The organism is Psychrobacter sp. KCTC 72983 (genome assembly GCF_014280455.1).
In the GTDB taxonomy this organism is placed as follows: Bacteria; Pseudomonadota; Gammaproteobacteria; order Pseudomonadales; family Moraxellaceae; genus Psychrobacter; species Psychrobacter pacificensis.
In genome coordinates this window covers 2,211,778-2,235,634 of the sequence record NZ_CP060390.1, presented here as the reverse complement: position 1 = coordinate 2,235,634, position 23,857 = coordinate 2,211,778, and the positions used below count along the sequence as shown (strand labels likewise).

The window sequence follows — 23,857 nt, the reverse complement described above, 5'->3', positions numbered from 1 at the left end:
ATTTGGCTATTACTCTTAGGGGTTGTCACTCTTAGAGGCTTTCAACCTTAGATAAATAGCAAAGCATCATAATCTGCTTCATCAATTAGCTCGTCCTTATTGATTGATAACATCAACACCTTTTGGTGGAGTGAACTTAAACTGACTGCTGCCGATGCTTGGATTCATTTTGATACTACTAAACTTAATAGAGGTCGTTTGACCTAGCGTATCGTTTAGTACCATCATCACAGGTTTGCCGCCACTAAAGCTCATGGATAGGCTCTTAAAGCTGGCATTATCAGATTTTGGGTACAACACATAGTAGTTCTTATTGCTATACGGCTGAGTGATTTTAAAGTTTTGATCAATCTTGCTTGGATCACCTGACAATAACAGTGCTGGCGTATTGCCTACTTGGCTATCCACATTTTGTTTAGTCGCTTGCTCTAGATCTTTGTCATAGATCCACATAGAGTTGCCATTGGCAACGATCAATTGCTCTGAGGGCGATTTGGTTTCCCAGCGGAAGTTATTGGGACGTTGGACACTCATAGAGCCTTTAAACGTACCACTGCTCGCGCCTTTGGTTGTCTGGCTAAAATTAGCCGTCATACTCTTGGTATTGGTCAGCAATTTGTTCAAACGTTTAGCAGCTGTTAGGTTATCAGCAGGAGCTGCTGTGGCTGTTTGAGTCAATGCCATCATTGGCGCTGCGATACCTAACGATGTCATTAATACACCTGCTAAAGCACCACTCATCATCTTCTGTTTGGTTGATTTTTTCGTAGATAAGTTCATCATAAATCCTCTCTAAAAAAGCACAATCGCTTTAAAAATAGTCGCTTAAAAATAGAATAGCTTATTAAAATTTTTTCTGTTGATACCAATCTCAACACTGCAAAACAGGTATCGATCAGCAATGGCAACAGTGTGCCAGTTTTTTTATTACGCGCCTAGTCATGATTTGCAATCTTTACTACGGCTGCCATACACGCTTGTAACCAATGCAGTTACACGGTAAAAGTTTGCATTTATCATGATAAATTATTAACACTGTGCTCATAAAGAGCCAGTGAGCTAAGTGTGACGAGTATTTATGCTATATAAAATTGCTGACCAAACTGCTAACAAAAACCAATCTCTAACAAAAGCCAATATTAATTGATGAGGTCTTATAAACGTAAAAAGCCCCTACTACCATAAGGCAGTAAGGGCTTTTTTAATTATCCAATCGTTTTATTCAAAGAATAAAATGACCTAAATAGATAATTATGCGTTTTCAACCGTTACATAACGACGGTTAAATTTACCTTTAGTCTCAAACTTTACCACACCATCATTTAATGCAAATAAAGTATGGTCACGACCCATGCCAACGCCTTCGCCTGCGTGGAATTCTGTACCACGTTGACGAACGATGATGTTACCAGCTGTGATAGCTTGGCCACCAAAGATTTTTACGCCTAGCATTTTTGGGTTTGAATCACGACCGTTACGGCTTGAACCGGCAGCTTTTTTATGTGCCATGAGAAAATCTCCTTGTTAATGTGACTTATCGCTTATGCGACAACTCTTAAGCATTTAGTGCGCTATTTAGCAAACATTGCTAAACGGGTAATTAGGCATTAATGGCTTTGATTTTTAACAAGGTGTACCATTGGCGGTGACCTTGCTCTTTGTGATAGTGCTTACGACGGTTGTGCTTGATGATACGGATTTTTTCGCCGCGACCATGCTCAACCACTTCAACTTCTACGCTAGCGCCTTCAACGACAGGCTGACCGATTTTGACGTCATCGCCGTCAACAACCATCAACACGTCTTCAAATTTGATTGTTTCGCCTTTTTCTGCTTTTAGCAATTCAACTTTAAGCAATTCATCGACGACTACACGGTGCTGCTTACCACCAGTTTTAATTACTGCGTACATTGTATGACTCCGTTTAACCCGTGTGCCGTGGTAGATATTATACCTACGCTTCAATAACGAACACGACAGGGAAAAATTAAAGGCAAGATTTTACGGCTTTTTGCTGATAAAAGCAAGCCGGGCGTCTTGTTTTTGCAAGGTGGTTACACTAAATCACCATCATCTGCATTGTTATATACGCTACAGATTATCAAACCGTCGTAGACAACGATACTGATAAAAGCATCATAACAATGGTTATAAATGATGGTTTGAGCCTAACGGGGGCTATTATAACTTATATAATCAGTTACTTACAGCCTTTTATCTATCATTTATGTGACGACAAAACCTCGTGATAAGTTAACATTCTTACCATCAAATTATTGAACGCTTTCATCAGTTTGCCCTGCCTTCTATGCATGATAATAGGCGCACGAGCGACCTCTGAGCTACCCTTATGGTGTACTTTAACCAACAATTTTCAAAGGCAGCTATGTTATGATAAGCGAAACCATACCTTACCTATAGATAGATAAAGTCAAGGTTATACCAACTCTCTTTACTCTTATTAATATGACTATTTATTATGACTAGTACCTCTTTAAATAATACCGTGCCTGCCTCTCAATCGACGCCTAGCTATGCAGATATTCAAAGTATTGTAGCCAATGATTTTGAGGTAATGGACAAGCAAGTATTTGGTAGTCTCAACTCAAAAGTACAGCTCGTCATGAGCGTCTCTCAGCATGTAATCAATGCCGGTGGTAAGCGTATGCGCCCGCTGATTACGCTATTGTGTGCCCGTATGTTTGACGACAATCCATCAGAAAAAGCGATGCACCTAGCAGCCATTACTGAGATGCTACATACTGCAACCTTAGTCCATGACGATGTGATCGACGAGTCAGGACAGCGCCGTGGTAAACCGACAGCAAACGCCACATGGGACAATGCCACCGCTGTATTGGTCGGTGACTATCTGATTGCGCGCGCATTTAATCTTTTGGTTGGTTTTCAGAGCTTGCCATTGTTGCAAGTATTCTCTGATGGTACTTGTGATATTGCTGAAGGCGAAGTATTGCAGCTACAACATCAGCACAATCCTGCCGCAACAGAAGAAGACTACTTACGCATTATCGATGGCAAAACCTCTCGCCTATTTATGATGGCGACTCAAGGCGCGGCTATTTTGCAAGACAAAACAGAATATATGGCCGCATTAGGCGACTTTGGACAGCACTTTGGTAATGCGTTTCAAATTATCGATGATGTCCTTGATTATAGTGGCGATAGCGACGTAATGGGCAAAAACCTAGGCGATGATCTTGCAGAAGGTAAACCTACCCTGCCAACTATCAAGGCACTCGAACTACTAAAAGACAGTGACAACAAAGGTTATGAGCAGCTACGAATCGCTGTGCAAACGGGTAAAACACCAAATGCTGAGCAACTGATTGAGTTAGTACGTAGCTCAGGCTCATTAGATTATTGCAAGCAACGCGCGTTGGAAGAAACCAAACTGGCGCAACAAGCCCTCAGCACACTGCCTGACAATCGCTATCGTACAGGTCTGTATCAATTGACTGAGCTTGCTAGCGCACGATTGGTATAATTAAATATGAGTCGTCTGTGTTATCGACTAATTAAGACAATCGGCTAATTAAAACAACCAGCTAATTAAGACGACTCATTTTTTAGCAGTGCTTTTAGCAATCAATGAACAGCAATCCCATAACTTAAAAGCGACACTCTTCAAAAACTTATTCTCTTCAAAACCAACGTACCAGTTAAATAGTTACCTTTCTTTAAGTTTTATAAATCTTTGCAGTACTATAATCATGTAAGGATTTTGAAGGTGGATGATATTTGACCACGCTTATTAGAGGCTACTGACTGCTCTAAGTCGCTATATTTTAAAGGTCATAATTAGGGGTTGATAAATTTGTTGAATTGTTTACAAAGCAGGTTTTCTGCTGTTTTAAGACCTTAACACTACTAAGGCTTTACGATTATAACAAAAAATTACAATAAATTTCGATAGTAGGTTGTATGTCTTCTTATTAGCTGCTAGTTGGTGTAGCGGTTACTATGGCGGGATTTTATTTACTCAGCGAGCACAGTGCGGTCAGTTTTTGTCAGCTTTCCTATCGTGAATCACTTGACTGTGGGGTTACCCCAATAGTTTATAATAACTCTTTAAATTTACTAACCTACTTTGTGGTCTGCCTACACTTCTAATATCACATTTACCAAATCGCGTCTCAATCAAACTCGCTACTGGCTGCCTTACTAGCGATTTTTATTAAATCCATTGACTCAAAGGTTGAGTATGCCGTACTGGCATGAATGTGCAGAATAAGTAGACCCTCGATAGTTCGTACATCAAAATTTATTGTTTAACTTTTTATACTGTCGTTATTTTATATCTATTGCCGAGGACATTGATGAAGCACTCTACTCTTGCGCTTGTAATAGCATCTGTACTATCTGGAGCTGTACTGGTTGGCTGTGACAAAAACGATGACGCCGCTGGTGAGCAAGCTGCACAGCAGCAAATGCCGCCTGCGGTGGTCAACGTTCAGACTGTCACTCTCGACACCATCCCCCAAGTACAGACTTTTTCTGGACGTACTGCAGCTTATCAAACTGCCGACGTCCGCCCACAAGTAAATGGCGTCATTGACGAAGTGTTATTCCGTGAGGGAAGCAATGTCAAAAAAGGTCAGCCACTTTATCGTATCAATACTGACAACTACACGACCTCGGTCGCTAGTGGTCAAGCGGCGGTCGCGCAAGCACAGGCTAATCGCCAAACCGCTATCGCCAATAATGCCAATGCTAAAGCAGAGTTAGCCAGTCGCCAAGCCTCATTAGCACAAGCGATAAATGACTTTCAGCGTCTAAAAGGCTTGGTTGAGATTGACGCTATCTCCAAGCAGCAATATGACCAAGCGCAAACTCAGGTACGTACAGCGCAAGCGGCTCTAGAGAGTGCTCGCGCTGCAGTCGGACAAACTGAAGCGAGCATTAGAAGCGCTGAGGCTGGGATTAAAACCGCGCAATCAAACTTAGATGCTAGCGCTTTGGATCTCAATCGTACTATCGTCCGTGCACCGTTGACTGGTCGTAGTGACCGCTCAAGCGTTACTGCAGGAACCTTAGTTAACGCCAGTCAATCTGAGCCTTTAGTGACGATTTCGCGCTTAGACCCTATCTATGTCGATATCAGTCAGTCGTCATCTGAGCTATTGCAGCTTCGTCAGCAAATAGCAGACGGTTCAGCTCAGCCAGGCATGAACTCAGTTGAGTTGGTGCTAGAAGATGGCTCAGTGTATCCAGTGCGTGGCAAGCTTGCGCTGTCTGAAGCTAAAGTCGATCAATCTACTGGCGCGGTGACTCTACGAGCTATTTTCCCAAATCCTAATAACGTGCTACTGCCAGGTATGTATGTCTCAGCGCGTCTGACTCAAAGCGTCATTCCTAATGCAGCCTTAGTGCCGCAAAGCGCTGTAATGCGTACGCCTAAAGGCGATTCACAAGTCTACATCGTTGATGAAAATAATAAAATCCAAGTCCGTCCTGTTACCATTAATGGTACTTATGATGGTCAATGGGTGGTCACCGATGGCTTAAGTAGTGGCGATAAGCTAGTGGTTATAGGCGGCTCTAAAGTTAAGCCTGAGCAGGAGGTCGTGGTCAAGCCGTTAGAAAACGCTAATGGTGCACCTGCAACGCCTACCGCCAAAACACCACAGCAAGCTGCGAAAACGGTAGCTGATGACACTTCTGAGCAGGACACTGCTACCACCGCTAATTAATTCCATTCAAAGATAGGAAGACCTAGGGATATACTATGTCACGTTTTTTTATTGATCGCCCTATTTTTGCATGGGTGTTGGCCATTTTGGTCATGCTTATCGGGGTAATCTCGGTTGTTAATTTGCCGATTGAGCAGTATCCGCGTATCGCACCGCCCACCGTTTCTGTTAGTGCCACTTATCCTGGTGCCAACGCCCAAACCGTTGAAAACTCTGTGGTGCAGATTATTGAACAACGTATGAAAGGGCTAGATGGCTTGATGTACATCTCCTCATCGAGCTCCTCAAACGGTAGCGCTTCAGTGACGCTTACCTTTGAGAACGGTACCGACCCTGATACGGCGCAAGTACAAGTACAAAATAAACTGCAAGCGGCGATGAGCGCGTTGCCTGAGGCTGTTCAGCGTCAAGGTGTCAACGTTAATAAGTCCTCCAGCAGCTTTTTGATGGTGCAGGCATTTATTTCTGAAGATGGCAGTATGGATCGTGCCGATATTGCCGATTATATCAACTCCAATGTGCTTGACTCGATCAGTCGTGTGGAAGGGGTTGGTGAAGTTCAGGTGTTTGGTTCTACTTACGCCATGCGTATCTGGCTAGATCCTGCACGCCTACGTAGCTATAACATGGTGCCCTCTGATGTTGTCAATGCCGTACGAGCACAGAACGCTCAGGTATCTGCAGGTCAGCTAGGACAAGCACCTGCTGACACAGATCAACAGGTGATTAACGCCACCGTCAGTGTACAAAGCTACCTGCAGACTCCAGAAGAGTTTAGAAACATTCTACTAAAGACAGACAGCTCAGGCGCGCAGGTACGTCTCGGTGATGTCGCAGACGTAGAGATTGGTAGTGAAAACTATAGCGTCAACTCCTTGTATAACGGTCAAGAAGCGGCAGGTCTAGGTATCTCATTGGCTGCAGGCGCAAACGCGCTAGAGACCCGTGAGGCGGTCGGCGCACGTATGGCCGAGCTAGAAACCAACTTTCCAGCAGGCCTAAGCTCTGTTGTGCCTTATGACACAACGCCTTTCGTGAAGCTTTCTATCGAGCAAGTCGTGAATACGCTTATTGAGGCTATTGTCTTGGTGTTTATCGTCATGTTCATTTTCTTGCAGAACTGGCGCGCCACCATCATTCCTACTCTTGCCGTTCCAGTGGTCTTGCTAGGTACTTTTGCTGTGCTTTATATCGCAGGCTTTAGTATCAACGTCTTGACGATGTTTGCAATGGTACTCTCCATCGGTCTACTGGTTGATGATGCGATCGTTGTTGTCGAAAACGTCGAGCGAATATTAGAAGAAAACCCTGATATTTCGGTCAAAGATGCAACCGTTCAGTCGATGGGCGAGATCAGTAAGATCGTTATTGGTATTGCGCTGATTTTGTCTGCCGTATTTGTACCGATGGCCTTCTTTGGCGGCTCAACAGGTGTTATTTATCGTCAGTTCTCTATCACCTTGATCACGAGCATGGCGCTGTCAGCCATGGTGGCTCTAATCTTCACCCCTGCCCTATGTGTGACCTTGCTAAAACGTGGTAAGAGCCATGAAAAAGGCAGTACTGAACAACAAAAAGGCTTCTTTGGCTGGTTCAACCGCGGGTTCTTTAAGCTAAGCCGCTCTTATGAAAACTTCGTCGGCAAAAGTATTCGTTTTAAGTGGTTGTACCTGATCGGCTATGCCGCCATCATCGGTATTATGGCAGTGGTGTTCTTGCGTATTCCAGGTTCGTTTTTGCCAGAAGAAGACCAAGGTATTATGTTCACCTTAGTCCAGCTTCCTGCAGGCTCTACGCTAGATGAGACGCAGGATGTACTGGATAAAGTCAGAAATTATTACGACACACAAGAGACGGACAATATTGCCTCTGTCTTTACCATTGCTGGTTTTAGTTTTGCAGGTCAAGGCCAAAACATGGGTCTGGCATTCGTTCGACTGTCAGATTGGGAAGAGCGCTCAGGCGATGAAAACACCGCGCAAGCCGTTGCTGGTCGTGCCATGGGTTATTTCTTTACCCAGTTAAATGAAGCGCAAGTTTTTGCTATCGTACCGCCTGCGATTACTGAGCTTGGTAATGCCAGTGGTTTTGATTTGATGCTACAAGATGTGGGTAACCTTGGACACGAAGGGTTACTTGAAGCCCGTAATATGCTGCTAGGTATGGCTGCACAAAACGAAAATGTGGCAGGCGTACGTCCTAATGGTCAAGAAGATGCACCGCAGCTCAAAGTCAATATCAATCAAGAACAAGCCGCCGCTTATGGTCTATCTTTAGGCAGTATCAATAGCGTTATCTCGACCGCCTGGGGCTCAAGCTACGTCAACGACTTTATCGATCGTGGCCGTATCAAGCGTGTCTATGTTCAAGGTGAAGCCAGTAGCCGTACCAATCCTGATGACATCGGCAAGTGGTATGTGCGCGGCGAAACCGGTAACATGGTCTCTTTCGATGCTTTCTCAAGTAGCGAATGGCAGTCAGGCTCACCGCGTTTGACTCGTTATAACAGCTTACCTTCGATGAATATTCAAGGTAATGCGGCACCTGGTCTTAGTACTGGTGAAGCCATGTCAGCTATGGAGAACATGATCAGTCAGCTCCCTGAAGGTATCGGTTACGAATGGACTGGGTTATCACTTGAAGAACAAAAATCAGGCTCGCAAGCTCCTATGCTTTATGCGCTATCGATTCTAGTTGTCTTCTTATGTCTAGCTGCGCTTTATGAGAGCTGGTCTATCCCCTTCTCTGTCCTATTGGTTATTCCACTTGGGGTATTGGGTGCGGTGATATTTACGTGGTTACGCGGTTTTGCTAACGACATCTACTTGCAAGTGGGTCTACTCACCGTCGTTGGTTTGTCCGCCAAAAACGCCATCTTGATTATTGAATTTGCCAAAGAGCACCAAGAAGAAGGCTATAGTCTCAGAGAGGCCGTCATGACCGCAGCGCGACAACGTCTACGTCCAATTATTATGACCTCGCTTGCCTTTGGTATCGGTGTTGTGCCATTAGCCATAGCTACTGGCGCAGGGTCAGGCAGCCAAACTGCTATTGGTACCAGTGTCGTAGGTGGTGTGGTTAGTGCCACTTTACTAGGTATCTTCTTTATTCCGATGTTCTATATTTGGGTGCGTGGTATGTTCCCTTATAAGGGCAATGAAGCTCACAATGGTAAAGGGGATGATGATGATAACCATCCAAGTGGTAACGGCGGCGGTGATAATCCGGTCCCATCTGCCCCTACAGAAGATAAGCAATCATTAACTCCTCCTGCGAGTTATCAGCCTGTAAGCTTTGGAGATAATACACAATGAGTTCTTTATTCTTAACCTCTAACTCAGCCGTAAGAGCGATAAGCTCTAAAGCTTTACTAGCTACTGGTAAATCATCGCGCCTACTTGGCCTGAGCTTTTTGGCTCTGAGTATGGCCGCTTGTAATACTATCCCTAAAGCAGATACAAGCCCCGTTCTCGCTGAGCCTAACCTTCCGATCGAGCAAGCTTATGGCGCTTTTGGTGATGAGACTGTCAGCACCTCTGAGCAGCCAAGTATCGCAGGACAGCGCTGGCAGGACTTTTATAGCGATGAGCGCCTAAAAGCTCTGATTGCGTTAGGACTGGAAAATAACAAAGACTTTGAGAGTGCCCGTTTGGCTATCGAAAAAGCGCGCGCGCAGTATCGTATTACTGATATTAATGATTTGCCGACTATCAATGGTCAAGCAGAATACTCACGCCAAAGCCAATCCTCTCCGCGCGTTGAGACGCCTTTTGGCAGTACTGGCGGTAGACAGACGACAGATAGCTACAGTGTCAATCTCGGTTTGGCAAGCTATGAGCTGGACTTTTGGGGCCGAATCGATAGCCTAAAAGATCAAGCGTTGCAGAGATTTTTGTCAACGACGGCAGCCAAAGACTCTATTCAAATTAGTCTGATTAGTAATATCGCGCAGAGCTACGCGAATCTTAGCTATAGCTTAGCGCAGCTCAAACTCGCCGAGGCAACTGTTGAGAGCCGTGAGCGCTCGTTGTTTATTGCGCAAGAGCGCTTTAAAGCCGGTATTGATCCTAAGCTGCCTTCCTTGCAATCTGCAGCAGCTTTAGAGAGTGCAAGACTTGCGGTACTACGTGCGCAAAGCAGTATTTTGACCTCCAGAAATGCTCTGCAGTTCTTATTAGGAGCGCCGGTACCTACTGAGCTTATCCCAGCACCCGCTGTCAGCAATATCACCAATCACGAGGTGTTTAGTGCCGGCTTGCCAAGCGAGCTGCTACGCTATCGCCCTGATGTATTACAAGCGGAATACGATCTAAAAGCCGCGGGCGCAAATATCGCTGTCGCCCGTGCCGCTTATTTCCCAACGATAAGCTTAGCCAGTAGCGTTGGTGTCCGTAGCAATGGCTTGAGCGACTTGTTCGATAATGATGCAGTCGGCTGGTCATTTGGCCCTAATATCAGCGTACCCATCTTTGATGCTGGACGTTTGGATGCAAACTACGATGTCGCACAAATCGAGCGCGAACAAACGCTTGCCAGCTATGAGCGCTCAATTCAAACGGCGTTCCGTGAGGTCTCCGATGTGCTCGCTACTCGCGCAACTCTAGGCGAGCAGCTCGCAGCTCAGTACCGCCTGCAAGATAACTTTGATCAGACTTATGAGATTGCTGATGCGCGCTTTAAAGCTGGTATCTCAAACTATCTCGATGTCCTTGATGCTCAGCGCTCATTGTTTGACACTCAACAAGGCATTCTAGACTTAGAGCTACAAAAAATCATCAGTCAAATCGAGCTATATCAAGCGCTTGGCGGCGGTGCCAATCTCGATACACCTGTCGCGATTCCGGTTCCGCAATATACTAACTTGGCCCAAGTTGGTACTTTATTAACCAAAGATGCCGAGTCGCAAGCGGCCTATGCTATCGACGCTGCTAGCTCAGCGCGAGTAGCTGCAGCACCAGAAGCCGCCGCTATCAAACAAGCACAGACGCCTGTGAAGGTTGACTTTAAGCCGACTGCGATTGTCGATATCGATAATGACAACGACGCTGATGCAGCGGTTGGGGTATTGACTGAAGAGACACCTACTGAGCAAGTACCAGTGCCACAGATTGTCACTCCATAAAGATGGTTATATAACATTTGATAACTAGCTAGCGTATTATTTTTATAACAATTAGCTCTACCTTCTTGGTGGGGCTTTTTGTTGTTATGTGCTACCTTTAGTAGTTATATATAAATAGTAGCTATATATAAAAGCTAAAAATTTTAGCTGCATCTGATGCTTTACTTATTTAATGATTACCCCTCAAACTTACTAAAACTAATAATAAGGAAAAAACAATGTCTTATACGTTTAATCGTCAATTCCCCGAGACTCGCCTGCGCCGCTTGCGCTACAACGATAATATCCGTGCTATGATTCGTGAAGTCGAGCTTCACCCCAAACATTTCATAGCCCCAGTATTTGTATTAGAAGGTAGTAATCAGCGCGAGGCCATCGCCAGTATGCCGGGCGTTGAGCGCTTATCGATAGACCTATTGATTAATTATGCCAAAGAGCTTTTAAGCGAGGGCGTGACGACTATCGATATTTTCCCTGTTATCGACAACTCGCTAAAAACTCCTGATGGCAAAGCGGCCTATGATGAGAATGGACTAAGCGCGCGTGCCGTAGCAGCACTAAAAGACGCAGTGCCTGAGATGGTGGTGATGACCGATGTGGCGCTCGACCCTTATACGTCACACGGTCAAGACGGCTTGCTTGATGACAGTGGTTATGTGGTCAATGATGACACCGTTGAGGTGCTGGTCAAGCAAGCACTCGTCCATGCTAGAGCTGGCGCTGATATCATCTCTCCAAGTGATATGATGGATGGCCGTATCAAAGCCATGCGTGATGCCTTTGAAAGCGAAGGTCTTGTCAATACCGCTATCATGGCTTACTCTGCCAAATACGCTTCTGCTTATTATGGGCCGTTCCGTGATGCAGTCGGTAGCGCCGGCAACCTAAAAGGCGGTCATAAAAAACAATATCAGATGGACTTTGGTAACCGCGCTGAAGCTTTGCACGAAGTGGCGATGGACATCAATGAGGGCGCAGATATGGTGATGATTAAGCCTGGTCAGCCCTATCTCGATCTGATCCGTGAAGTCAAAGACACCTTTGGCGTACCGACTTTTGCCTATCAAGTCTCCGGCGAATACGCGATGCACATGGCAGCTATTCAAAACGGCTGGCTGACTGATGCGGTGATCCTAGAATCGCTTATTGGTTTTCGCCGCGCCGGTGCCGATGGTATCTTGACTTACTTTGCACTTGAGGCAGCTCGGCAGTTAAATAATGGTTAATATCAATTAAAATGCCTTTTACATTGTAAAACACCCCAGCTGCTTCCCAGCTGCTTCATAGTCGCTGGGGTGTTTTTTATTGAAATTCTATTTATGCTTAGCCTTTTTTGTTCACATGTATAAAGCAAACATGTCTATAGCTGATCACGATGATGGGCTGTCGTAAAATCAATAGCAGGGCCAATAGGGATGATACGAGTGGGGTTGATATTGGCGTGGCTGGTGTAATAGTGCTGCTTGATGTGCTCCATATTTACTGTCTCAGCGATACCAGGCACTTGGTATAGATCACGCAGATAGCCCCACAGGTTTGGATAGTCGATAATGCGGCGTAGGTTGCATTTAAAATGCCCAACATAGACCGCGTCAAAACGAACTAAGGTGGTAAACAGTCGCCAATCCGCTTCGGTGATAGTGCTCCCTGTGAGGTAACGCTTATCTGCTAGGCGCGCTTCCAGTGTATCTAGCGCGGCAAACAGCTCAATCACCGCCTCTTCATAAGCCTCTTGTGTGGTCGAAAATCCAGCCTTGTACACCCCATTATTAATCGTCGTATAGACAAACGCATTGATATCATCGATTTCTGGCAATAACGATGCTGGCGAGAAATCGCCTGCTAGTGCGCCAACGTCGTCAAAAGCTGAATTAAACATACGAATGATCTCTGATGATTCATTACTCACAATCGTATTGGTCTTTTTGTCCCATAAAATCGGAACAGTAACCCGTCCCGTATAGTTGGGTTTTGCTTTAATATAAAGCTCATAAGCATAATCTGCATGGATAAGCGGATCAGGGATTACGCCCTCGCCCTCTGCAAACGTCCAACCATTCTCTCCCATGTAAGGGTTGACCACAGAGATCGGAATGATCTGCTCCAAACCTTTGAGCTTACGATAAATTAAAGTACGGTGTGCCCAAGGACAGGCTAGCGACACGTATAGGTGATAGCGATCAGGTTCAGCCTTAAACCCGCCTACGCCCGTAGGACCTGCACTACCATCTGTGGTGATCCAGTTCCTAAACCCGGCATCTTCACGCTCAAATCGCCCGCCGTTTTCTTCCGTGTCGTACCATTTATCTTGCCACTTACCATCTACCAATAAGCCCATGTCATCCTCCGACTAGTTCTAATTTTCGTTGAATACCTAGTTGACACAAATGACTTTACATCATTGCTCTTATGACAACCACATTCGTTAGAGGAATATGATATCAGTTATAAGAGCTTACTCATTAATTTTTACGCTGTTATTAACAATAAAAACTAAACTGGTTAAAATAGATATTTAGAAAATATACATAAAAAACATACTGTAGTATTTGATAATAACGCGTGACGTCAAATATTATGATAATAAAATAAGATAATTATAAAAAAGGCTTGCAAAGTCTGAAAAACTTGCTAAAATGCATGGCCTAAATAGGCGTATAGCTCAGTTGGTTAGAGCGCTACCTTGACATGGTAGAGGTCGTTGGTTCGAATCCGATTACGCCTACCAGATTCGAAAAGCCCCAATCTTAAGATTGGGGCTTTTTTTTGTCCGTGAAATATGGGCTGTAGAGAAAAAGGAAACTATACGTCGATGCAAATTTCCTCTTTTCTCACTTTCCGCAAACGTCATCGAAAAACGTGTGTGCCTAAATTGTGCCTAAGTTGCGCCTGCTCTCTATTTTGCCTTTCTTTCAGAGTAGCATTTTCGACCTCTACCCTAAATTATCTAAAACACTCTCAATATTTATTTACTTCTCTTTATCTAGCGAGTCGTTAGGTACATAAGTAAATAAATCACCTACTTCAATATCTAGTGCCTCACAAATTTTATCCATAGTGTCAAAATCTATTCTTGAAGTCTGTTCGTTATAGATCTTGTGCACTGTTGACTTGCTAATTCCTGTCATTCTTATTAGATCTGCCACCTTCATACGTCGTTCAGCTAGTAGCACTGGTAAATTACATAAAATCATTAATAATTCCTTAATAGACTAAAAAAGTACTTGCATCGACTAACGATAGCTAGTAAAGTACTTCTATCGAACAACAAAATACTTTCATATAATTATTTGTTATCTCGATAAAACAACCTAGTTATTTAATTGGCTTACAAGGAATTTATTATGTCACATACTTACCTAACTACCCAAGAGCTTTCTGAGCTCATCAAATATAACCCTCGTACTATCCGTAATGAGCTCAAGGATAGTGTGCTTATCGAAGGCATTCATTATATACGCCCGTTCGGTGGTCGTAAGATTTTGTACATTTGGGAGGAGATTGAAAAAGATATGCGTACTGGTATCGCCGGTAGCGTCAACGCCATGGCACTACAATAAGGAGAAATATGATGGCTAGTATCAGAAGGCGCAAAGGGAGCAATATGCTATTTGTCGATTTTTATTATATGGGTATACGCTGTCGGGAGACGACAAACCTAACAGACACACCAGCGAATCGCAAGAAGCTTGAGAAAGTGGCTGAGAAAATGAAAGCAGAAATCATCTTAGGACTGTTCAATTACGCTAAGTACTTTCCAAAAAGTGACAAAGCGGCACAGATGGTAGCGTTAAACGATCGCAAGGAATGTATTAATACCGATACGCCCTCTTTTGAACAGTTTGCAGAATTATGGTTCTCTGAAAAAGAAATTGAATGGCGCGATACCTATAAGCGTAAAATAAAGGAGATTATTGATATGTACTTGATTGCTAAGTTTGGGACTAAACCCATTCATCTCATAAAAAAGACAGATGTATTAGCCTTCCGTTCATCGCTCGCCAAAGTAACGTACGGAAAAGCTAACAAACATCTGTCAGCGGCACGCATCAATTCGATCATGGTACCTTTAGGTATGATACTAAAAGAAGCAGCTAAACGCTATAAATTTGATAATCCTTACTACGATATCAATGCGCTCAAACAGCCCAAAACGGATATTCAACCATTCACACTAGATGAGGTTTGGAAATTTATTAATGGTGTAAGAGCAGACTATCGCAATTATTATCTAGTACGTTTTTTTACAGGGATGCGTACGAGTGAAATTGATGGATTGACTTGGGAGAACATTGACTTTAATCGACGTGAGATTGTGATCAAACAAGCTTATGTTAAAGGCAAAATTGTTCCTCCTAAGACTCAAGAGTCTTACCGTGCGATTCAAATATCACCTTGGGTCTACGATGCTCTGAAGGAACAGCAGACCATCACTTATAAGCGATCTGACTATGTATTTTGCGCGCATACGGGTGAGCCACTTGATTACAACAACGTGAATAAACGTGTTTGGCACCCTACTCTTAAGATTTTAGGTCTCAAAAAGCGTAATGCTTATCAGACTCGTCATACCGCAGCGACGCTATGGTTGGCTGCTGGCGAAAGTCCTGAGTGGATTGCCAGTCAAATGGGGCACGCTACGACCAAGATGCTATTCAACACCTATAGTCGTTATGTACCGAATATGACTCGGCAGGATGGTAGTGCATTTGAAGCATTGGTCAATCGCAGTCAGATTGCTCAGGTATCTACCGATAAGGGGCCTCACAATGAAGATGATTGATTACGATATATTGCATGCGACGTTTAAACCTAGTGGCTATGTCAGTAATGGCGCAGATAATATTGCTAACTATCTCATTTGTGAGCTCTGTATTCAGTCAGGTACTGGTTTGGCTAGGTTCCTAAGTATTGATAGTTGCTTTGATAATTATATGGCGCTGCGCATATGGGTTCAGACGCGCTTAGATGTCAATCCTGACTATGTCGTTGATGATATGTGTAGTCAGCTACAGAGTGAGCTCTACGAGCTACTACCACAAACTGGCTATGGATACTAAGGAGGGTATTATGAGCATGAACTTCGTCTTTGATTCAGCTTTTGATGATACAAAAAAGCGTTTGTGCCATGAGTATTGGTCTTATGTGTCGCCCAGTGATTATATAGCGCATTTAGAACTGCTTTGTTACGACCACAACATAGAGTTTGATGAATTGTTTGCTACACTTGCAAAATGTCAGGTTTATTTAGATGACGTACACTGTGAGTACTGTGGTCGTCCATACCAGCTTGATGTACCAGCAGATATACCTTATGCAAGAAGTTTGCGCTCTTGGTTTTGTGAGGGGTGTATCAGCTTTTCAGGTGGTCAGATTACTGTAAGTAGATAGACTAATAAGTGTAATTAATTACCAGATAACTTAGGTTATCTGGTTTCGCATTCAATTAACTAGCGACATATACTGTCGTTTTAAATATATTATTCGTTGTTTTACGAACAAAGTTCCGTTAAAGTAAATCCGTATTCAAATTCTACGATACTTTCAATAGACGGAGCTATTATGGCAAAACCTAGCAATCCTTATACCGATAATAGCTTTGTCTCCTCTGATCTTAAGACTATTTTGCACTCCAAACGTGCCAATATCTACTACCTCTCGCACTGCCGCGTCATGCAAAAAGACGGTAGAATTCTCTATCTCACCGAAGACGATAAAGCCAACCTGTTCTACAACATCCCCATCGCCAATACCACCTCTATTCTACTTGGCACGGGCACTTCCATTACCCAAGCAGCAATGCGTCTTCTATCACAAGCTGGGGTTTTGGTGGGCTTTTGCGGTGGCGGAGGTACGCCGCTATTTATGGGATCTGAGCGCGAAGTCTTCGTCGAGTGGCTGACGCCGCAAAGCGAATATCGACCGACTGAGTATGTGCAAGGTTGGCTCAGTTGGTGGTGGGATGACGATAAACGCCTAGCTGCTGCTAAGATGCTGCAACATGCGCGTCTGGCTTACTTACAAGCAATTTGGAGCAAAGATGTTGATCTAAAACGTCAGGGATTTGATAGCAGTCGTGATGACATTAAAGCGCTCATTGATAACAATATTCGACAAATCGATCAGCAAACCGAGGTCATGCACTTATTGCAGTTAGAAGCTCGCCTGACCAAAAACCTGTATAAACTCGCCGCCAAAAACACTGGCTACGACGGCTTTACCCGCGCCCATGATGGCATTGATAAGGCCAATGGTTTTCTTAATCACGGTAATTATTTAGCGTATGGTTTAGGCGCGACGACGGCATGGACGCTAGGTATTCCGCATGGCTTCGCAGTGATGCATGGTAAGACACGTCGTGGCGCATTGGTATTTGATATTGCCGATATTATCAAAGACGCCCTCGTGCTGCCCCTCGCCTTTATTTGCGCCAGCGAAAATATGAGCGAGCAAGAGTTTCGCCAAGAGTGCTTAAACTTATTTACCAAACATCATGCACTGGATTATCAGTTTGAAGCCGTTAAACAGATTGCTATGAATAAAAGCTGGCAGGTGTAGAAAATGATCGTTACCTTTGTTTCTCAATGCGAGAAAAAATCACTGAAACGTACGCGCAGAATCCTAGACGCCTTTGCCAATCGTATTGGTAATAATGTGTGGCAGACGGCGATTACTGAAGATGGATTAAAGACAGTTAAGCAACTCTTGCGCAAGTCGGCGACCAAGTCTACAGCGGTCAGCTGTCATCGTAATAAAACGCGCCAGCTGACAGAACTGGTTTGGATAGTGGGTAATAAGCGTCGGTTTAATGAGGTTGGAGTGGTTCCTGTTAACCGTACCAAACGCAATATCATGCATAGCGAATGGGAGAATGATTGGATGTATGCCAGTAGTATTCAAACTATTGCCACTATATCCGCCCTACTCCATGACATTGGAAAATCGACTAAAGGCTTTCAAAATAAGCTCAAAAAAGACAGTAAGCAAGGCGACTCTTATCGCCATGAGTGGATATCACTCAAGTTATTTGAATTGATGATCAAAGACTGCATCACAGATACCGCTTGGCTTGAGCGTATGATGCAGTTAAACAGTTGGTTAGAGAGCTACGATATAGAAAAACTGCTGTCTACTAGCAATCCAGATGATGTGAACATTCAAGCCATGCCGCCACTGGCTCAGTGGGTTGCTTGGCTCATCGTCACTCATCATCGCTTGCCACCAATCAATAGAGTCTATTATCCTCCACGACAAGTAGAGCGTCTTAAAAGCTCTAGAGGTCTAATAGATATCAAGGTTGAGTTAAAACAATTTTATGAAAAGTTAAGTCCTATCGACTACTGGGTTAGAAACCCAAAATCGTTAGAGGAAATGACCAAAACTCAATTAAAAAACTTTTGGCAATTTGAGCAGTTGGTCCTAAATAGCCCAGCTTGGCAAAAGAATATCAAGCGTTGGTCTAAAAAAGCTTTAAATGACCCTGCTTTAATGCAAATAAGCCAGCAAGCAGTTGATGACAATAAAGCCATCAGCGACCCGTTTTTATTACATTTATCACGTCTGTGTTTAATGGTAGGTGACCACAATTACTCTAGTCTCAAACAAGACGACTCTCGCTGTATAAAAGTCGATAGCAGCTTTAAAAATTTAGCCGCTAATACCGACCGAACCGCCAGCACGCCAACCGTTAAGCAATCTCTTGAGGAGCATCTATTAGGTGTCGGAGCCTTTACTGCACATTTTTGTCGTGCACTTCCTATCATTGCCAGTGAAATGCCAACACTACGTAATCATGATCCATTAGCTAAACCTACTGGGATTGAACGTTTTAAATGGCAGAATCAAGCTTTCAAGATGACTTATGGTTTGCAAGAAGCCACGCGCGAGCATGGGTTTTTTGGAGTTAATATGGCATCGACAGGCGCAGGTAAAACCATCGGTAATGCACGTATCATGTACGCTCTAGCTGATCCTAAAAAAGGCGCGCGCTTTACTATTGCTTTAGGACTGCGGATTCTAACCTTGCAAACTGGCTTAAGCTTTCGCAAAAACCTAAAATTAGCAGGTGACCAATTAGCCATATTGGTGGGTGGTAGCGCCAATAAAAAGCTGTTTGAGCTGGCATACGATAACAAGACCAACGCTATTACGGACATTATCGGTGAATATAGACAGGATGATGAGTCTGAAACTTTCGGTAGTGAATCCAGCGAAGATTTATTAGATGAAATCATCGATAGCGACATTGATTATCGAGATTATGAGGCGCTGAACCTTGATACCGTCATTGCCAGTCCTAAAGCGCGCGATTTAATATTTGCGCCTATCGTAACCTGCACGGTTGACCATATTATCCAAGCCTCTGAGTGCAAACGCGGCGGCAAATATATCGCACCTATGCTGCGATTATTAAGTAGTGATTTAATATTGGATGAGCCTGATGACTTTGACCAAGCGGACTTGCCAGCGCTTGCGCGTTTGGTGCATCTTGCAGGACTGTTTGGCACGCGAGTGCTGCTTTCGTCTGCGACCTTGACGCCTGATTTGGTAACAGGACTGTTTGAGGCTTATATGGAGGGGCGCAAACTCTTTAATCAAAGTCAGAATAAACCTACGCCAAAAGTGGTTTGTGCTTGGTATGACGAACAGCCCAAAGCGATGCTGTCCGAGCAATGTGCCGACGTTGGTGATTTTTATCAGGCTCATAACACCTTTAGTGAGCAGCGAGCCAGCTATTTAGCCAAACAGCCTATTCGCCGCAAAGCAGAGATTTTACCGCTCAGCTTAATGAGCTACAACAAAAACCAAGATCATCAGTTTTATAGCAAGCTTGCACAAGCACTGGTTGATGGTGCAATCAAGCTACACCAGCATCACGCTCTCACTCATCAGACGACAGATCAAAAAGTGAGTATCGGACTTATACGTGTTGCCAACGTCAATAATATTACCAGTATCGCCCAGCAACTCTTTACGCCTGACAATGTACAGCTGCCTACAGACACTGTCATTCATGTTACTTGCTATCACGCCAAGCAGCTTTTGCTACTGCGTAACGCTTTAGAGAATAAGCTGGATAGAATTTTAGACCGTAGCGATAGTAAAGTTAGCATTTTTAATCATTTTGAGATTAAGCAAGCCATTGCTAACAACCCAGCTAAAAATCATATCTTTATGGTACTTGCCACCCCTGTAGCAGAAGTCGGACGCGACCATGATTATGACTGGTCCATCGTAGAACCCTCCTCTATGCGCTCTATCATTCAGCTGGCAGGTCGTGTCTGGCGACATCGTCCTGATAAGGTCGCCAATGAGCCAAATATCTTGTTGTTGCAACATAACATTCGTCATTTTAAGAAACGCCATGCAAAAGCGCCTATTTTTACTCATCCTGGGTTTGAGACTATCACTATCAAGCCAAAAAGTTATGACTTGAACGAGCTGATAACCGGTGAGCAATTGGCGCATATCGACGCTCGACCAAGAATTATTAGCTCAATCAATACCGACGAGCGTAAGCACAAAAAAGCAGAAACCTTGAGTGAGCTTGAACATCAAGTCATGCATGAACTGTTAAACAGCAGCAAGCTAAACTATGTGAATGCTTATTGGCACTCTGACGCTACGGCAAACCGCGCCCATACTCATTTGCAGCAAATAACGCCTTTTCGAGCAGGTACTCCACAAGACGATTGGTTATTAATTCCGCGCATGGTCAATGATGATGAAGATACTGACGAACCCACAACAGGCTTTGATGCTTACTTTAGCGAGGATGTATTTGAAAAAGGCTTGACTCATGCCAGTCCACATAATCAAGAGCTGCAAGTATTAAATTTTGAATTTACTCATCCCTTTATTAAACCTTGGCTACTGACAACGACTCAAGCAGCGCTCAAAGACATACAGCGTAAACAACCTGATAAAAGCCTGCGCTCGCTTGCTATTACTTACTCGTCTGTATCCCTTGATCGAATAACGCTGAGCAATAACAAAGGCTGGAGGTTTCATGAATTTTTTGGGTTTATGCGTGAGTAAGCTGAGTTTAATTGTTACAGACATAAAAAAGCACGGCGTTAACCGTGCTTTGCAATAAGCCACCTATGCGGTGGTGAAAAGTTTTATAACAATGTAACTGCCTAGTATTTCTAAGCCACTTATACAGTGATAGTAGATAATAGCATTATACCTATCATAACTATTATAATGTAACTGCGTAGTAGGATTGATTAATTTATAATAATACCGTATATTAAATAGATGAAAAGAGTCATGTTCGCTAAAACATGACTCTTTGCGTAGATACCACAACTATGCAATATGGTATCAAGGTGTTACTTCTTGCAGAAGAATAAGTTTACACCTTGTAACCACGGTTTTCAAATCATTGTGGTTAGGAGGTGATTATGATTTGCGTGATATAACAAAGGGCAAACCTGCCCCTAAAGGTAAAAAGTGGGTGTTCTGCCGTTACCGCAAAGTACGCGGGAAATCAGGAAAAATGCTTGACGCTCATGACTATGGCTATCGAGCTTGGGCATTTTTAGTACCTGCTTAAGACCTAAAATTAATTCTATGGTAGAGAGTAAGAGTCAAATTTTCGACTCTTACTTCTTGAGTATCACTAACCGAAATCATATAAGGACTTATTTATGTCAGTAACTCGACCCGAACTAGCAAACAGCGCTGTCAAAGCGTTTCTTGCTAGCCAATATGATAAAAAAACTGAAACCGAGCAAAAGCAGCTTGCTAAAGCCGTTGAGAGTAACGACCATGAAAAGGTTGCAGAGCTAAAAGAGACTTTAACAGATGCTAAAGATAAATATAGCGTCAATCATTGGATTCCTGATGCAGCAACTCGCATGGCGAAGCAGTTGAATTTTGGTACGCATATCTCAAAAGGTGTGCATCCTGACGCCAAAGGCGATAATGTTAGTTTTAAATTCATTAATAATTTACCAGAAACCATCGTAGGCACGCATTCGATAGATAGTGGCTATATTGATGCTAATGGCAATGCTGCTGCCCTGCCCCTTGCCGCTTTTTTTGATTATGAAGTAGATGAAAACACTAAAATTCGTGATCTCATCCTAGCCGATAATGCCGACTTTATCGCCTCACTTAACAGCGATCAGACAATAGCAACGACTTATCATCAAGCCTTTAAATCTGCAATACAAAATTCTATCACTGAACCTACCACCCATGAGCGTAACAAACAAACGTTATGGGTTACCAACGCTTATCACGGCGAAGATAATGAGCAGCTTGAATATATTAATATCGTGCCACTTTATCCCTCTGTACTTACTCATGAGATCTATCAGCGTATCAATCATCTTAAATTCTCTGACGAGAATAAAGCTGCGCGTGATCATCGCTTTAGTAAAACCGCAGAACAGCAACCCTATGTGAGATTAGATAACTTAGCAACCGTTCAGCTTGGTGGTACTAAACCACAAAACGTTAGCTTACTGATGAGCAAGCAGGGCGGACGCAACTATCTCCTCCCCTCTCTACCACCGATGTTAAATCTAGCGGACAACACCTTTAAGCCTTCTAAGTTTGCTAGCACTATCTTTGCCAAGTCGTTAGCTAATAAGGTCAATCCTATCATTCAAGATATCTTTTATGTGGTAAAAAGTGCCAAGAATAATGTCGATATTCGCGATGCACGTAAAGAGGCAATGGATGAAATTTTGAAGCGCATTTTTGAGTTTGCCAATTATATGCGTAACAATCTGCCCGCTGGCTGGACAAAGGATTCTGAGCTGGATGAGTGTGAGCAGTTTTGGCTCGACCCCAGACGTGCCGAATTGTCTGACGAAGAGGAATGGAGTACTCGCCGCGAGCAGACAGAGTGGCACAAAAAAATTATTCATCGCTTTGCTCGATGGATGAACGCTCTATTGCAAGAGAAGTTTAAGGATATTCGTACCGAGATTGCTGATCCTGAGCACAACCAGTGGGAACGTGATATTGAAGCTATGAAAAGCTTGTATGAGCGAGCAGGTAAAGGAGTATTTTTATGAGTGAGTCAGTGATCGGTTATTTATTGTTCAAAAGAGTAGTTATTGAAGGGGCTAATGCTATCTCTAGCCCACTAACCTTTGGCTTCCCCGCTATCACTGGGTTTTTGGGTAGCTTTCATGCGATGTCGCGTAAAGTAGCCGCACTTGATGAGTTAGATGATTTGTCTCTAGGCGGTGTATTGCTTGCTTGCCACGAGTGCCATCCACAGATATACCGAGACAAGAGCTATAGCAACTATACGTTTAATCAAACACGGAACCCTATCAAAAAAGATGGCAAAACCGCTTCTATTATCGAAGAAGGTAAATGCCGATTGGTCATGAGTTTTGCGGTTGAAGTATTAGGCAGCAATAAACCTGATGAAGCGAAAACTAAAATCCTGATGACCAAAACTAAGCAATGGATTCAGCAACAACGCATGGCTGGCGGTAGCGTGCAGGGTATTGATCGTTTCAATCCTGTGCAGTTTATTAGTTATGATGATGTCGATGCTATCACAGCTTATCTATTACCTGCCTTTGTACTGATGGACGCGCAAGAGGAATTTACTGAGATTATTGATGAGGTACAAGCCGACAATCCAGACGCTACGCCGCTTGATGCACTAATAGAGGTTTGCGCGTTGCATCATATCCCTGAAACCCAAAAAAACGGCGATACTAAATGGACAGCGACTTCTCGTAAAACAGGGCGCGGCTGGCTGGTGCCGATGCCGATAGGGTATCAAGGTATCTCTGAGCTTTATGATGCGGGCGTCATGCAAAATGTGCGCAATCCTGAATACCCCAGCCAGTATGTCGAAGCTATTTATAGCCTTGGTAAGTGGGTGTATCCGCAGCGCTTAGGCGGAGTCTATAGCGAATATGATATTACCAATGCGTTTTGGCGCTACTATTACGACGATGAGCAAGACTTGTATTTGGTAACCCAAGAACCTGAGTTTTAATCGCTTTTTTTATCATACTTTTTACCTAAATTTTAAACCATTGG

At 43.7% G+C, this 23,857-nt stretch carries 19 protein-coding genes and 1 tRNA gene; 15 read left to right on the top strand and 5 right to left on the bottom strand.

The window, feature by feature from the left end; all coding sequences use genetic code 11:
- Window positions 1–96 precede the first annotated feature (96 nt).
- The 3 genes from lolA to rplU form a co-directional block, all read right to left on the bottom strand.
- A complete protein-coding gene (gene lolA / locus PSBA01_RS09580; protein WP_071001989.1) occupies window positions 97–783 on the bottom strand; it encodes an outer membrane lipoprotein chaperone LolA in 687 nt (228 codons plus the stop codon).
- Between the two features lie 468 nt (window positions 784–1,251).
- On the bottom strand, window positions 1,252–1,509 hold the full coding sequence (rpmA, locus tag PSBA01_RS09575; RefSeq protein WP_058025936.1) for a 50S ribosomal protein L27: 258 nt from the start codon (window positions 1,507–1,509) through the stop codon (window positions 1,252–1,254).
- Window positions 1,510–1,600: 91 nt separating this feature from the next.
- Window positions 1,601–1,912, bottom strand: coding sequence for a 50S ribosomal protein L21 (gene rplU / locus PSBA01_RS09570; protein WP_071001990.1), 312 nt, complete (start codon window positions 1,910–1,912; stop codon window positions 1,601–1,603).
- Window positions 1,913–2,480: 568 nt separating this feature from the next.
- On the opposite strand from rplU, the gene PSBA01_RS09565 reads away from it, so the two are divergent.
- The 5 genes from PSBA01_RS09565 to hemB all read left to right on the top strand — a co-directional run bounded on the left by PSBA01_RS09565 (window position 2,481) and on the right by hemB (window position 12,060).
- The gene (locus tag PSBA01_RS09565; RefSeq protein ID WP_186474109.1) at window positions 2,481–3,506 is read left to right on the top strand and encodes a polyprenyl synthetase family protein; all 1,026 of its coding nucleotides are present in this window, start codon (window positions 2,481–2,483) and stop codon (window positions 3,504–3,506) included.
- Window positions 3,507–4,338: 832 nt separating this feature from the next.
- On the top strand, window positions 4,339–5,712 hold the full coding sequence (locus tag PSBA01_RS09560; RefSeq protein ID WP_186474108.1) for an efflux RND transporter periplasmic adaptor subunit: 1,374 nt from the start codon (window positions 4,339–4,341) through the stop codon (window positions 5,710–5,712).
- A gap of 35 nt (window positions 5,713–5,747) precedes the next feature.
- Window positions 5,748–9,026: an efflux RND transporter permease subunit gene (locus PSBA01_RS09555; RefSeq protein WP_186474107.1), complete on the top strand. Its 3,279-nt coding sequence runs from the start codon at window positions 5,748–5,750 to the stop codon at window positions 9,024–9,026.
- Window positions 9,023–10,834, top strand: coding sequence for an efflux transporter outer membrane subunit (locus PSBA01_RS09550; protein WP_186474106.1), 1,812 nt, complete (start codon window positions 9,023–9,025; stop codon window positions 10,832–10,834). The genes PSBA01_RS09555 and PSBA01_RS09550 overlap by 4 nt, the downstream gene beginning before the upstream one ends.
- A 218-nt stretch (window positions 10,835–11,052) precedes the next feature.
- Window positions 11,053–12,060, top strand: a complete 1,008-nt coding sequence (gene hemB, locus PSBA01_RS09545; RefSeq protein WP_071001995.1) for a porphobilinogen synthase — start codon at window positions 11,053–11,055, stop codon at window positions 12,058–12,060.
- Window positions 12,061–12,194: 134 nt separating this feature from the next.
- On the opposite strand, the gene PSBA01_RS09540 is transcribed toward hemB, so the two are convergent.
- Window positions 12,195–13,172, bottom strand: coding sequence for a glutathione S-transferase family protein (locus PSBA01_RS09540; RefSeq protein ID WP_186474105.1), 978 nt, complete (start codon window positions 13,170–13,172; stop codon window positions 12,195–12,197).
- A gap of 313 nt (window positions 13,173–13,485) precedes the next feature.
- Between PSBA01_RS09540 and PSBA01_RS09535 the strand changes: the two genes are divergently transcribed.
- Window positions 13,486–13,562 (top strand) — tRNA-Val (locus PSBA01_RS09535).
- A 241-nt stretch (window positions 13,563–13,803) separates the two neighbouring features.
- Here PSBA01_RS09535 and PSBA01_RS09530 read toward each other — a convergent pair.
- Window positions 13,804–14,028, bottom strand: coding sequence for a helix-turn-helix domain-containing protein (locus tag PSBA01_RS09530; RefSeq protein ID WP_060491549.1), 225 nt, complete (start codon window positions 14,026–14,028; stop codon window positions 13,804–13,806).
- 150 nt (window positions 14,029–14,178) lie between these two features.
- On the opposite strand from PSBA01_RS09530, the gene PSBA01_RS09525 reads away from it, so the two are divergent.
- From PSBA01_RS09525 to csy2, 9 genes are all read left to right on the top strand, one after another.
- A complete protein-coding gene (locus tag PSBA01_RS09525; RefSeq protein WP_075107543.1) occupies window positions 14,179–14,394 on the top strand; it encodes a hypothetical protein in 216 nt (71 codons plus the stop codon).
- 11 nt (window positions 14,395–14,405) lie between these two features.
- Entirely contained in the window at window positions 14,406–15,617 is a 1,212-nt protein-coding gene (locus PSBA01_RS09520) for an Arm DNA-binding domain-containing protein (RefSeq protein ID WP_186475506.1), read from the top strand.
- Window positions 15,604–15,894 (top strand): hypothetical protein, encoded by a 291-nt coding sequence (locus PSBA01_RS09515; RefSeq protein ID WP_071002000.1) that lies wholly within the window; start codon window positions 15,604–15,606, stop codon window positions 15,892–15,894. Before PSBA01_RS09520 ends, PSBA01_RS09515 begins: the two co-directional genes overlap by 14 nt.
- Window positions 15,895–15,904: 10 nt before the next feature.
- Window positions 15,905–16,225, top strand: a complete 321-nt coding sequence (locus tag PSBA01_RS09510) for a hypothetical protein (RefSeq protein ID WP_186474103.1) — start codon at window positions 15,905–15,907, stop codon at window positions 16,223–16,225.
- 171 nt (window positions 16,226–16,396) lie between these two features.
- A complete protein-coding gene (gene cas1f / locus PSBA01_RS09505) occupies window positions 16,397–17,392 on the top strand; it encodes a type I-F CRISPR-associated endonuclease Cas1f (RefSeq protein WP_186474102.1) in 996 nt (331 codons plus the stop codon).
- Window positions 17,393–17,395: 3 nt separating this feature from the next.
- On the top strand, window positions 17,396–20,872 hold the full coding sequence (cas3f, locus tag PSBA01_RS09500; protein WP_186474101.1) for a type I-F CRISPR-associated helicase Cas3f: 3,477 nt from the start codon (window positions 17,396–17,398) through the stop codon (window positions 20,870–20,872).
- A gap of 373 nt (window positions 20,873–21,245) precedes the next feature.
- On the top strand, window positions 21,246–21,392 hold the full coding sequence (locus tag PSBA01_RS09495) for a hypothetical protein (protein WP_186474100.1): 147 nt from the start codon (window positions 21,246–21,248) through the stop codon (window positions 21,390–21,392).
- Between the two features lie 94 nt (window positions 21,393–21,486).
- A complete protein-coding gene (csy1, locus tag PSBA01_RS09490; protein WP_186474099.1) occupies window positions 21,487–22,866 on the top strand; it encodes a type I-F CRISPR-associated protein Csy1 in 1,380 nt (459 codons plus the stop codon).
- The gene (gene csy2, locus PSBA01_RS09485; RefSeq protein ID WP_186474098.1) at window positions 22,863–23,813 is read left to right on the top strand and encodes a type I-F CRISPR-associated protein Csy2; all 951 of its coding nucleotides are present in this window, start codon (window positions 22,863–22,865) and stop codon (window positions 23,811–23,813) included. Before csy1 ends, csy2 begins: the two co-directional genes overlap by 4 nt.
- The last annotated feature ends 44 nt before the right edge of the window (window positions 23,814–23,857 follow it).

What these genes read in the sequence shown, in the direction of transcription:
- lolA (WP_071001989.1), bottom strand. Translation starts at nt 783, where the DNA reads ATGATGAACTTATCTACGAAAAAATCAACCAAACAGAAGATGATGAGT.
- rpmA (WP_058025936.1), bottom strand. Translation starts at nt 1,509, where the DNA reads ATGGCACATAAAAAAGCTGCCGGTTCAAGCCGTAACGGTCGTGATTCA.
- rplU (WP_071001990.1), bottom strand. Translation starts at nt 1,912, where the DNA reads ATGTACGCAGTAATTAAAACTGGTGGTAAGCAGCACCGTGTAGTCGTC.
- PSBA01_RS09565 (WP_186474109.1), top strand. Translation starts at nt 2,481, where the DNA reads ATGACTAGTACCTCTTTAAATAATACCGTGCCTGCCTCTCAATCGACG.
- PSBA01_RS09560 (WP_186474108.1), top strand. Translation starts at nt 4,339, where the DNA reads ATGAAGCACTCTACTCTTGCGCTTGTAATAGCATCTGTACTATCTGGA.
- PSBA01_RS09555 (WP_186474107.1), top strand. Translation starts at nt 5,748, where the DNA reads ATGTCACGTTTTTTTATTGATCGCCCTATTTTTGCATGGGTGTTGGCC.
- PSBA01_RS09550 (WP_186474106.1), top strand. Translation starts at nt 9,023, where the DNA reads ATGAGTTCTTTATTCTTAACCTCTAACTCAGCCGTAAGAGCGATAAGC.
- hemB (WP_071001995.1), top strand. Translation starts at nt 11,053, where the DNA reads ATGTCTTATACGTTTAATCGTCAATTCCCCGAGACTCGCCTGCGCCGC.
- PSBA01_RS09540 (WP_186474105.1), bottom strand. Translation starts at nt 13,172, where the DNA reads ATGGGCTTATTGGTAGATGGTAAGTGGCAAGATAAATGGTACGACACG.
- PSBA01_RS09530 (WP_060491549.1), bottom strand. Translation starts at nt 14,028, where the DNA reads ATGATTTTATGTAATTTACCAGTGCTACTAGCTGAACGACGTATGAAG.
- PSBA01_RS09525 (WP_075107543.1), top strand. Translation starts at nt 14,179, where the DNA reads ATGTCACATACTTACCTAACTACCCAAGAGCTTTCTGAGCTCATCAAA.
- PSBA01_RS09520 (WP_186475506.1), top strand. Translation starts at nt 14,406, where the DNA reads ATGGCTAGTATCAGAAGGCGCAAAGGGAGCAATATGCTATTTGTCGAT.
- PSBA01_RS09515 (WP_071002000.1), top strand. Translation starts at nt 15,604, where the DNA reads ATGAAGATGATTGATTACGATATATTGCATGCGACGTTTAAACCTAGT.
- PSBA01_RS09510 (WP_186474103.1), top strand. Translation starts at nt 15,905, where the DNA reads ATGAGCATGAACTTCGTCTTTGATTCAGCTTTTGATGATACAAAAAAG.
- cas1f (WP_186474102.1), top strand. Translation starts at nt 16,397, where the DNA reads ATGGCAAAACCTAGCAATCCTTATACCGATAATAGCTTTGTCTCCTCT.
- cas3f (WP_186474101.1), top strand. Translation starts at nt 17,396, where the DNA reads ATGATCGTTACCTTTGTTTCTCAATGCGAGAAAAAATCACTGAAACGT.
- csy1 (WP_186474099.1), top strand. Translation starts at nt 21,487, where the DNA reads ATGTCAGTAACTCGACCCGAACTAGCAAACAGCGCTGTCAAAGCGTTT.
- csy2 (WP_186474098.1), top strand. Translation starts at nt 22,863, where the DNA reads ATGAGTGAGTCAGTGATCGGTTATTTATTGTTCAAAAGAGTAGTTATT.